Origin of the sequence: Flavihumibacter cheonanensis (assembly GCF_022352215.1) — a bacterium.
Classification (GTDB): Bacteria; Bacteroidota; Bacteroidia; order Chitinophagales; family Chitinophagaceae; genus Flavihumibacter; species Flavihumibacter cheonanensis.
Window position 1 is genome coordinate 240,550 of sequence record NZ_JAKRWF010000003.1, and the last position, 12,130, is coordinate 252,679.

Below are 12,130 nucleotides of genomic sequence, written 5' to 3' on the forward strand. Positions count from 1 at the left end.
CTCTTATTGTACCGTATAAGTTTTTCTATCTGGTCCTACCCCTGTAATGGTCAGTTTTTTCCAATTAGCTGGCAGCACCGATTTAATTTGCACAATACCTTTTGGTGTGATTTCCAATCCGCCGAAACCCATCAATACACTCTGTACCACTCCGCCTGCACCGGTTGCAAAATAGGGATTGGTACCCCCCTTGGTTTCTGCAATCACCCGGAAAGGCGGATTCAGATTGGGCAGGTAGGAATCTTTGAACCAGTGTGCTGCTTTCTCTTTATCACCCAGCCTTGCATAAAGGGTCGTGAAGACAGCCTGGGTCATAGCAGGCGTACCCTCATCCGGCACCCGGGTTTCGTAATATTCCAGGTCTTTTCGAATCTGTTTAGGGTCGGTAATTTCTTTCAACGGATAGGAAAGCAGGTTGACATCCGCCTGCTTAATCCCTTCCCCCTTATACGTAGCGTGTTCCTGTGTAACGCCATCGGGCATTTTCAAAATTGGGATATTATCAGCCACCAGGGCCCAATCAGCATTGGGTTGAATGCCCAATAACCGGGCCGCTTCTGTTGCAAAGCGCAGATTGGCTTTTGCGGCAGCATTGGTGAACGCATTGTTATCTACATTTTCGGCCCATTCATCAGCAGCCACTACATTTTTGATATCATACCTTCCCGGACCATTTCTCTCGACTCTGCTGGCCCAGAAATCAGCTGTTTCAGCCAGAATAGGATAACCCCTTTCCAGCAACCAGGTTTTATCCTGGGTAACGCAATAATAATTCCAGGCAGCAATGGCCACACAGGCAGTAATATGATGTTCAAAAGGTCCACTCAGCGCCCATACGGGCGTTTCCTCTACACCTGAATCAGCACTCTCCCAGGGGAACATGGCGCCCTTAAATCCCTTGGAGAAAGCATTTCTGCGGGCTGCGGGTAGTCGCTGGTACCGATATTCAACCAGGCTCTTTGCAATTCCCGGCTGCAATACCAGCAAACCGGGATACATCCAAAGTTCTGTATCCCAGAATACATGGCCATTGTATCCTAAACCAGACAAACCCATCGGTGAAGGTGAATAAGCAGTTCCTTCCCTGGTAAAGGAATACAGGTGATACAACATGCTGTGAATATCCTGTTGTGCCTGTGGATCACCTTCAATGATAATATCCGATTTCCAGAGTTCTTTCCAGGCGGCTTCATGAAATTTCAGGAGACGATCACGTCCTTCCAGTTTGGCATATACTGTAAGGCGTTCTGCTTCATTTAACGGATCATCATGATGTGCAGATGTGATAGAAGAACCAGCAATAGCAAAGCGATAAGGTTTATTGGCTGTGAGTTCCTTGCTGAATTTCATCAGGTGGCGATTGTTATCCCACATTTCATGAATAACGCGCGGCTCATGACCATGTTCTTCTTCGAAAAGAAAGGTATTGGAGGCGCAGAGCTGCAGTTTGCCGGTAGGACTCTTAGCTGTTGAACTCAATAAGCTCAGCACTACATGCGGGCGATCGATTTCATTGTAGTAATTCTGCACATCCCGCAAGGCATCAGGCGCTTCCATAATGCTGGCTGCTCGGACACTTATGTTTTTCTTAGGCAGGATTTGGATATCCATCAACACGGTATAAGGCAAGTGACGTAATGCATAATAGGAATATTGCACCTGGGCTTTATCTGCATAGTCGAAACTAACCGTGAAAGCAGCTTTCTGCATGTCCAGGCTCTGTGTAAAATTGGAAACCTGGCGGTAATCCATGAGTTTTCCATCAATCTCGAGGGAACTGTTCAGTAGGTTAAAACTGCGTAAAAAATTACTCACTCTGCCTCTGCCATATTGATCCCAGGCACCAGCCAGTACTACTTCCTGCACAGTAAAGGGGGAAGGAGCAGACACGATGCCGATCATACCATTGGCGACCGTGATACCGTAGTAATTGTCGCGGGAAGGGTTTACCGCAGTTATTTTCCAGGGGTCAATTGATTGAGCCAATACACCCAAACAACTGGCAAAACAAACTGTTATCAATAAAGAGTTGATAAATACTTTCTTCATAGTTGCAATGATTTTGAGACCAGCTTATTAAATTTACCAACACTATTGCAAGTAACCACCAATTATGTTAAAAGGCCGGAAGTTTATCATTATTTTATTATTGGGAATCACCGGCCTGGTTCTGCTCAGCTCTGTATCTGTTCCTATTCAATTTAGCAGTAAAGCGAAAGTACCCTATTCACTGGATCGTACAATGGATCAGTTTCGCTCCACCGAGCAGCTTGCAAAATGGTTTCTCCAAAAAAGCGATGAAGATAAGGTAGAAGTGATTAGTTCGAAACCTGGTACGATCGAAATGGAAGTAGAAACAGAAGAAATGAGCAGGGAGTACAGTATTCATATTTCAGCAGACCCTGCCAACAGGAAACATTGCATTGTTGATCTGTCTGTGTATCGCACCATCTGGAAACGCTGGTTTGATCCGGATCCAACAGATGAATTGATGGTAGCCAGCCTCAAAGAGCTGGAAGCTTTCACCAATGATACACAACGTTTTTATGGATATGCCATCAATAAGGAACAAATTACGGATAGCTGTTACCTGTTTATGACTGCGCATGTGACCGATAGCACCAAAGCGATGGTTACCAAACAACTCTTTGACAGCCTCACCCATTACATCCAGATAAAGGAACAGGACTGGCATGGGCGACGCATTTTTTATGAGCAACCCGGCGATAGTGCTCAACTCAATATCTTCACCGGAACTGTAGTAACCTGTTCCCTGCCCACCAGTGCTGCTTTGGGCATTGGTCAGAAAAAACTTCCATCCGGTAAACAACAACTCACCGCCGTGTATGAAGGCCCGTATAAAGATATCCACCTCGTTTATAAAGCAATGGATCAATACAGGAAAGACTATTCCCTGGTGGGACTCATGTTACCCTTCGAAGACTTTCTTTCCCCCGGATATGGTTATGCGCCGGATGAACTAGTGCGGATAAAAGTTTGTTACCCTATTTTGCAATAATCTATGAAGCATATAACGAAACTCTTTCTTGTGTTAACCTTATTGGCAGGGGGTAGTATTGTTTGGTTACTAAACAGTAAAAAAACCAACACCACCACCATTAAGAGTCCACTATTTGCAGATAAAACCACTCTTGAATTTAGAAAAACTGAAAACTGGTTAAAATGGATGGGTGATTCCTCGCTGACCCTGGAAGAACTGACACCTTATTCCTATAAAGCCCAATTGAAATCTGCCGGGCATCAGCCACTTCTTTTTTTATTAAAGGTTGTTCCTGAGACCAACCAGCCTAACAAAAGCCTGATCCAGTTAGTTTATACAGATAAGCGATGGAATTCTTTACTGGGTAATACTCCGGCTCCATTAAAAACACTCGCTTTAGCACTCGACTCTTTTTTCAACAATACAGAATCATTTTACGGAATCAGTATTGAGCGAACTGAGGTAACTGATACAACATTTCTGTTTAAATCGATCCGGGTTCCCAAAAAAGAACTGATGGAAAAACTTAACCAGGTGTACGATAGCCTGGCTGCTTATGCAGCTGCTGAAGCACTGGACTACAGAGGTTACCGTATACTGAATCTTCAGCAACCCGATAGCAGCCATTTCCAGTTGAATGCCAGTATTTCTATCCATCGTCCACTAAAAAACAAATTACCTCAGGGCATTGAATTCAAACAAATGCCCTACAAGAAAAATCTCCTGGTAGCTCATTATCAAGGTCCATTCAATAATTATAGAAAGGCACTGTACGCTTTGGAGCAGTATAAAGCTGATTATGGACTGGTCAATATGGCCATCCCTTATATTGCCTTACCAAAAGACTTATTGCTCATATCTGATAGTCAGCAGGTGAAGCTGGAAGTATTCTATCCTTATTTCTGATTCAGTCCATTTATCCGGAACAGTCCTAAACTGTCGTTATTCCTTACTGTTAGGATTAGCTGCTCTTTGTTCAGTTCAATAGGAGCGAATTTTCGGATTTCTCCCGTAACCTTAGTGGTCCAGGGCAGATACCTGAAATCATTTCCATTTTCATTAAGCAGAACCGCTGCCTCACCTGCATCATTGCGACCCATCTGTATGGAGTTTGCATAAAAATTGGGCCCTACCAACAGATCCATCCACCCATCGCCGTTTACATCTACCAATTCTGTAGAACGATACGGGCTCAATTGAACTTCCCAGGGGAATGCATGCCATTCAAATTGCCAGTTACCTTTATTGATGAGGTAACCACTGGCAAAATCATCTGCCGTAAACAACTTCGCTTCCTTAAGTTTGGCAGGTTCAATAATATCACCAAGTGATGCTTTAGCAAAATCGCCTGCATAAAGAAATTTTTTCTTCAGGTAAGGAAGCTGTTTTTCAAGTTCCATTTTATTGGCAAAGAGATGCTCTTTTTCTTTGATATAATAGGTAAGCAATTGTTCTCTTTTACCATTGCCATCAAAATCATTCACGTATAACCGAACCGGCTTCCCATTCTCAGGTTTAAGGCGATTGTTATACCCCTGATTTCCTGCAATTAAATCAGGTAACCCATCTTTATTAATATCCACAGGCACCAGAAAATTCCACCATCCTTTTGCGGGATGAAGGATTTTTATACTGAATTTCCCCATTTTGTTTTCCAACATCGTCAAGGGGCCCCATTCCAATGCTAGCAATAAGTCAACATCGCCATCTCCATCCATATCATACCAGTTGGCATTTTTCACAAAACCCAGCAGCCCATTTTCAGGTGCCCTTGTGGCGGTTTGATCAATGAAACGCCCTTTACCATCATTCACCAGAAAATAGGATGGTGGAACTTTTCCATATTCATAAGGAACTGCTCTGGCTCCAATGAAAAGATCCGGAATACCATCGCCGGAGAAATCCGCCGCTTTTATACAGGAAGCGGTTAAGAGTACTGAATTAGGAAATGCATCCGGAGACAGTGTTAATATACCGGCTCCATTATTCAGGTAGGCGCGAGGCAGCAGTTTTGAATCCTTACCATAATATTCATTTCCCCCGGAAGCGGTCAACAGATCAGGGTATCCATCCTGGTTGATGTCAAGCCATATGGCATCTACTTCTTCATACATATTATCAGCTTCCAGCGCAGGCTGTAGCAATTCAGCAAAAGTTCCATTCTTCGATTGCACCACAACTTTTGCTTTTTTTCCTTTGGAGGATCCCATGAAAAAATCAGCTTTCCCATCTCCATTTATATCCGCAACGGCCAATGCGGGACCCTCAGTTGATAACATGAAAGGAATTAAAGGTTCCCGATTGAATTCCACGAACGGATTTTCTTTGTGTGCAATTTTAAGCATAGCCGTTTGTGAAAGATCAAGCGCATTGACCGTGGCATGTTCCTTCAAATGTGCCTGCTTATCAAAATGAGGTAACCCATGCTGATATACCAGACTTGTACGTGTATTGAAAGAAATTGAATCCAGTTTAAAATACGTTTGATCAGGCCAGATAATCAATACAGAATCCGGACGAATATTTCCCAAACCGAGATGCAGGTACTGCTCCATAGATGACTGAAAACCGCGCACCGGATATTTTTCATAATACAGCCTGGTTGTATCTGCACATACCAACACGGTAGTTCCTATCGCATTAAGATTATCAGCAGGACCTCTTAATTCCAGTTGCATATAACTGGATGAATCTGCAGCCAGCTGGTTATTGCGATACACAAATGCCGGATCATCAATATTATTTGTTACAATATCCAGATCGCCATCATTGTCCAAATCAACTACAACCGCACCATTTGAAAAGCTTTTCTGATTTTTACTGACAGCGAAAGCAGCTTCTGAAAACTGAAAATCCCCCTGGTTACGAAAGAATGCATTGGGCAATTTGATTTGAGGAAATTGCTCCACCAGGCCCATGTCTTCTTTTTTCAATTCAGCCTTCCGAATTTTATCCTGGAAATTATCATTGGTAATAAAATTGACATAGTCAATATCATTTAATCTTCTCGGTATTCCATTGGAGATAAACAGATCTTTATGTCCATCATTGTCAAAATCTGCCCATATCGGAGCCCAGGACCAGTCGGTTGCTGCAATCCCAGCATACAGTCCAAGTTCCTTGAAATGGCCAGAAAAATTATTTTGCTGCAGGTTATTGCGCGTATACTGATAATGGTAACCATAACCGATCTTCATCATGAAGAGATTGTATTCATCTTCTCCCAGGGATCGTTTTAGTATTTCAGGATCTGCAGGCAGCATATCCACAGATATAATATCGGGCAGACCGTCATTATTTACATCTCCCGCATCCACTCCCATGGAGAACTGGCTGCAATGTTGTGTGCGACTGGTCAGCTCCTCTCTGAAACTACCGTCTTTGTTGTTTATATAGAGATAGTCGTTCTCATGAAAATCATTACCAATATACAGATCCGGCCAGCCATCTGCATTCAGATCACTCACAACTATCCCCAATCCATAACCGATAACTGAGCTCTGAATACCTGTCTCTTTCGTTTTATTAATGAATCTTCCTTTATCATTTACAAAAAACCTATCTCCTGACTGCTCATGATAGGTGTTCAAAAAACGGTCTCTTTTACCAAATGTTCCATTATGGTGAATGGAATGATTCAGTAAAAAACAATCAAGATCACCATCCAGATCATAATCAAAAAAACTGGCCTGGGTACTAAAACCGGAGAAAGCCAATCCATATGTGCTGGCCTCGTCCTTGTAATATGGTACACCATCTTTAACCCCCTGGCAAATCAGTAACTGATTACCCGCTTTCAAATTTTCAAATCCGGAAACCCTGCAAACATATATATCCAGCAGTCCGTCATTATTAATATCAACTACAGAAACACCAGTAGACCAACCTTTATCATTCGGGAGCTGCGCCTGTGTGGTTACATCAATGAATTTAAAATCCCCTTTATTAAGATACATGCGATTTTGTTCCTGGTTGGAAGCAAAAAACAAATCAATCAGACCATCCTGGTTAAAATCACCTGCACCTACCCCTGCACCGTTGTAGAAATACATGTATTTAAACATGTTAAAATCAGCTGTAGCAGTCAACCGGTTGGCAAAATCAATTCCTGTCTTTTCTGAAGAAAGCAATTCAAACTGATCTTTGTTGGCTGTATCAACACAACCAAACAGAACAAGCACTAACCAACCAACTATATAAACACTGTTTTTCATTGATACCTCTACTTAAAACCGGAATAAAACCGGACGAGCATTGTTTCGTGTAACCAAGAGTGAATTCTCTTTTTTCGTACTTAAAACTTCCATATCCCGAATCGCACCTTTTACAAAAAATCCGGATTCAGCAGGACCAAGATACCGGAATTGTCCACTCCCTTCATTCAGTAATACATGTCCAAAACTGGCATCCAACTGACCAAACTGAGGTTGCAGACATAACATATTGCCACCCAGTACCAGGTCAGGTTTTGAATCTTTATTAATATCCAAGATGCGGATGGCATGTACTGAAGATAATTGCACACGGAAATCAAGCGGCACTATAGAACGCACTTCTTTCTCTCCCAAAAACGCAATGCAGGATTTGGTATAATTGACAGATCTCATAACCGAGGCATTAATTACTGCCGCATCGAATAAATCCTGTATGGATTTGGTTGCAAATTGTTCATTGCGCAGGTTCTGTTTTTTCAATCCGGGAATTTGTTCCGTCAACTCTCTTTTCATGAATACCGGCATATCCTTTCCGGCAATAGTTCTTGTGATGATATTTTCAGCGGTACCGTTCTCATCAAAATCGTTGTACCAGATTTTTACAGGATGCAGACTATCCGCACGGAGGTAAAAGTTATCGCCAACATTACCGAGTACCAGTTCATCCCTTCCGTCCCCATCCAGGTCTGCAGCAGCTATGCTCTGCCACCAGCCTGAGAGGTTGTCAAAGTAACCATTTATTGGAGAAAGTTTATTTTCTTTCCATTCATATATCAGGGGATTCATCCATTCTCCTACCAGCACAAGTTCCTTTTTTGAATCACCGCTGATATTAGCACCAACAGCGGCGGTTACCATTCCAATTGAATCAAATGGATTTTTTCCGTTTAGTCGGTACAATTCAAATATTCCGTTTCCATTATTTAACAGCAATTGACTGGATGCCGGAACACCATATTGATATGGAATGGATTTGGCACCTGCAAAGAGATCCAAGTCGCCATCTCCATCGATATCCACAGGTACCATTACTGAAATATTCATACCATTTACCGGAAAAGCATTAGGAACCGCAGTAAAATTTCCCTTACTATCGTTCAGGTATACCCGATGATCCAGTTTATGACTTTGCAAAACCTGGTTATTACCTCCAGAACCGATAACCAGATCCGCATCACCATCACCGTCCGCATCCATGAATACTACAGCTACATCCTCCCAATCTTTATAAGCTTCAAATACCGGCTGCAGTGATTTCTTAAAACCAGTAATCGTTTGCAGATACAGTTGTCCCGCTTGTTTTGCTGCTCCTCCGATATAAATATCTTCCAATCCATCTCCATTCACATCTGCTTTTGCAACCTGTGCGCCATCCCTCGAATTCATCCAGAGAATATTTCGCTCATTGTAAAAATCGACATACTCATCTTCCTGATGTTTGTCGAATTGCAAAGAATCTACAAAACTGAATAAGGCTGGTGTAAATACAACCTGATGAAGTACTGACTTAGTATCCGAACCTCGATTTAATTTATTGAGTTGATTTGGTTTAAAACTCGTAATCTTTTCTGTTTCACCGCCAGGCCAAATCACATATACGGAATCAATGGCTTTTTCTCCCAATCCAAAATGCAATGTATAATCAACTGAGGATTGAAAGCCGCGGGTAGGGACCAGTTCGCGTAATTGTTTTTCTGTTCCCTGGTAGAGCAGGATTTTAGAACCAATAGCAAATTTATTCTTACCAGTATCCTGTAATTGGAATGTAATAAAAGCCGATTTATTCTGTTCGGTTGAATTATTACGATAAATAAAAGCTGGCTGGTTTACATTGTTTACAATGAGATCCAGGTCGCCATCATTATCCAGGTCGCCAACAGCTGCGCCATTGGAGAAAGAAGGTTTGGATAATCCCCAATCCTTTTCCACCGACTGAAATTTCCAGTTACCTGTATTCCGAAACATCTTGTTTGGAATCGGATTGGATGGCATTTTTTCAATGATCTGATCAATTTCTTCTTTCTGGCCGGTTATCACCATATTTTGTATCACTTCATTGGCAAAGAAATTGATGAAATCCTGATCCGTTACATCTCTGAATATGCCATTGCAGATATAGAGATCATTGCGGCCATCATTATCCGCGTCAAAAAGCAATCCACCCCAACTCCAGTCGGATGCAGCTACTCCACTATAATAGCCTGTTTCCAGAAACTGTCCGTTACCTGCATTTACCTGCAGGGTATTTTGCATGAACTGGTTATAAAAACCGGATCGCTGTTTGAGCAGCTGTACTTCAATCTGCTCGAATGAGGTAGTAGTTTTCAGCCGGAATTCATCATCTGGCAGCATCTCGGTAACAAAGATATCAGGCAGTCCGTCATTGTTGATATCACCCATATCAGCACCCATGGAAGAATGGCTGATATGCTGCATACGTTTTTCTAGCTCTTCGCTAAAGCCTCCCTGTTTATTATTGATATAGAGATAATCCCGTTCAAAAAAATCATTAGACACATAGATATCTGGATAGCTGTCGCCATTTATATCACCAACGGTTACACCCAAACCAAAACTAATCAGGCTGCCATAGATACCGGCTGCTTCACTTACATCCACAAACTTTCCATTATCGTTGCGCAATAGGAAAGAACCTCCTCCTTTGAGAAAATCAGCAACCGGCCAGTCTTTCGCTCTTAATTCCCGTTTGTTAGAATAATTGAGTGTATTAACAGGAATGAAACTATTATTCAGAATGAAACAATCGAGGTCACCATCCAGGTCATAATCAAAAAAAGCAGCGTGGGTGGTATAGCCATCATTGTCCAATCCGTATGCTTTTGCGGATTCTTCAAAACTAAGATCCCCTTTATTGATGAAGAGAGCATTCTCCTGCCGCATACCTTTCTGATATCCGGCATTACAGATATAAATATCGAGAAGCCCGTCGGCATTAATATCTACCATCACCACACCGGTACTCCATTTACCGGCTTCAGCAATTCCTGCTTTGTCTGTAATGTCTTCGAAATTCCAGTTGCCTTTATTCAGATAAAGTTTGTTCTCTCCCATATTGGAAGTAAACAGGACATCGGCCAATCCATCATTATTGATATCGCCGATGGCACAACCACCCCCGTTATAAAAATTTCGATAGCTGAATATGTTGAAGTCTTTGGTATCACTGACTTCATTTACAAAATCAATCCCGGTTTTTTCCATCAGGGTAAACAAACCTGGTTTTTGAGGTTCGGATCCACAGGATGTCAGAAGCGCTAAACCAAGGAAGGCAGTAATCCATTTAACCATAATGTATTTCAATAAACGATAAGAGGTCATTATTACTAATGACCTCTTACTTATTTGCAAGATACTAAAAATTAATAGCCGGGGTTCTGAGTCAAATTGGGATTCGCAGCCAGTGAGCGGTTGGGAATCGGGAAGATCAGACGCTCAGGACCAGAAGCTGCTTTTTCCTGCCAGGTTCCAAGGAATTTACCGAAGCGGATCATATCATTTCTTCTCCAGCCTTCGTAATAAAGCTCGCGACCTCTTTCATCCAGCAACTGATCCAGGTTCACAGAACCCAGGGTAGAAGCGCCTCTTGTAGTACGGATATTGTTCACAATAGTCAGCGCACCTCCTGCATTGTTGGTTCTAAGAAGGGCTTCTGCTTTCATCAGCAATACATCGGAGTACCGGAAGTAAACGAAATCGTTGTCAACGTTATCACCAGATGCATAATCGATTGGGTATTTGATAACACGAATACCAGTGATTTCCAGGTCGTTTCCGGTTTCTTTCAATTTTACTTCACGTGTGAAGGCAAGATTATTACCTCTTCTGTCTTTTAGAGCAACACCATTCTGATCAAATTGCTGACCAACCAGGAAACCTACTCTTAATCCTGATACATTGGTCATGCCAGGATAAGATGCACCACGGCGGGTATCGTTTGCTTCAAACTTGTCATAAAAATCAGAAAGAGTAGTGAAACCATTCCAACCACTGGGGTTGTTGTTGTAGTGAAGCGTACAGAACCAATGAAAACGTACGTTACCACTGCTGTTTCCACCACGGTTTTCTGCTGTCCAGATGTTTTCGCTTGAAATAGTCGCATTGTTTGGAGCGAAGTTGTCAAAGAAATTTGCTTCCAGCGAATAACGTCCGCTATTGATTAATTCATCTGCCAGGTCAATTACTGCTTCCATATCCGCAGCAGCAAATGTTGGATTGGCACGGTCTGCATACACACCTTTGTTAAGAAGGCATTTCATCATCAGCACTTTTGCTGCATCTCTGTTGGCCTTGTAATTTGGAGATACCGGAAGATTGGGCAATATTTCTGTCAATTCAGACATGATATAGTCCAAGGCTTCTGTTCCTTTACGCACTTGTGGTAAATCATTCAGTGTACCATTTACTTCACGATAAGGAACCTGGTCCCAGCCATCCAGAATAGTAAACATGGCGAAAGCTCTCAGGAAACGGGCTTCTGCAGCCTGTGCCGGAGTTGGGTTGAATTTCAGGAGGTCAGTTGTTGCAAACACAATTCTTCCCAAATCACGATAGGTATCTGCCAGGAAGGCATGATCTGCATCCCACTGATGGCTGTGTAATACACGCCACACTCCATTGTCATCCCAGTCACCACCTCTTGTAGGTCCGATTACTTCATCCGTTGTGTGTTCCATTGCAGCCCAAACACGTGACTGATCCTGGTACGGCGTACGAGTTGATAGATAAGCACCTTCCAATAACGCACTAATATCCGGGGGTGCAGAATTGGAGCCACCAAATAACTCATCTGCCTGGTCTCCGGTGATTGCGGAATCAACCGGCTCTTCCAGTTTTGTACAACTGAAAAGCGAGGAGACCATGAAAGCGGTTAGAATTAATTTATATTTCATACGGC

6 protein-coding genes are annotated in these 12,130 nt (G+C 42.5%); 2 read left to right on the plus strand and 4 right to left on the minus strand.

Translation table 11 applies throughout. From position 1 onward, the window contains the following. Positions 1–3: 3 nt before the first annotated feature. On the minus strand, positions 4–2,049 hold the full coding sequence (locus MD536_RS14910) for a kojibiose hydrolase (protein WP_239601519.1): 2,046 nt from the start codon (positions 2,047–2,049) through the stop codon (positions 4–6). A gap of 64 nt (positions 2,050–2,113) precedes the next feature. Here MD536_RS14910 and MD536_RS14915 point away from each other — a divergent pair, with 64 nt between their 5' ends. Both MD536_RS14915 and MD536_RS14920 read left to right on the plus strand, forming a co-directional pair. Then, positions 2,114–3,019, plus strand: a complete 906-nt coding sequence (locus tag MD536_RS14915) for a GyrI-like domain-containing protein (RefSeq protein ID WP_239601521.1) — start codon at positions 2,114–2,116, stop codon at positions 3,017–3,019. A gap of 3 nt (positions 3,020–3,022) precedes the next feature. Next, the gene (locus MD536_RS14920) at positions 3,023–3,907 is read left to right on the plus strand and encodes a hypothetical protein (protein ID WP_239601523.1); all 885 of its coding nucleotides are present in this window, start codon (positions 3,023–3,025) and stop codon (positions 3,905–3,907) included. Here the strand turns inward: MD536_RS14920 and MD536_RS14925 are convergent. From MD536_RS14925 to MD536_RS14935, 3 genes are all read right to left on the minus strand, one after another. Further along, the gene (locus MD536_RS14925) at positions 3,898–7,215 is read right to left on the minus strand and encodes a VCBS repeat-containing protein (protein WP_239601525.1); all 3,318 of its coding nucleotides are present in this window, start codon (positions 7,213–7,215) and stop codon (positions 3,898–3,900) included. The genes MD536_RS14920 and MD536_RS14925 overlap by 10 nt on opposite strands. 12 nt (positions 7,216–7,227) lie before the next feature. Further along, positions 7,228–10,524 (minus strand): VCBS repeat-containing protein, encoded by a 3,297-nt coding sequence (locus MD536_RS14930; protein WP_239601526.1) that lies wholly within the window; start codon positions 10,522–10,524, stop codon positions 7,228–7,230. Positions 10,525–10,595: 71 nt separating this feature from the next. Next, on the minus strand, positions 10,596–12,125 hold the full coding sequence (locus MD536_RS14935; protein WP_239601529.1) for a RagB/SusD family nutrient uptake outer membrane protein: 1,530 nt from the start codon (positions 12,123–12,125) through the stop codon (positions 10,596–10,598). Between the last annotated feature and the right edge of the window lie 5 nt (positions 12,126–12,130).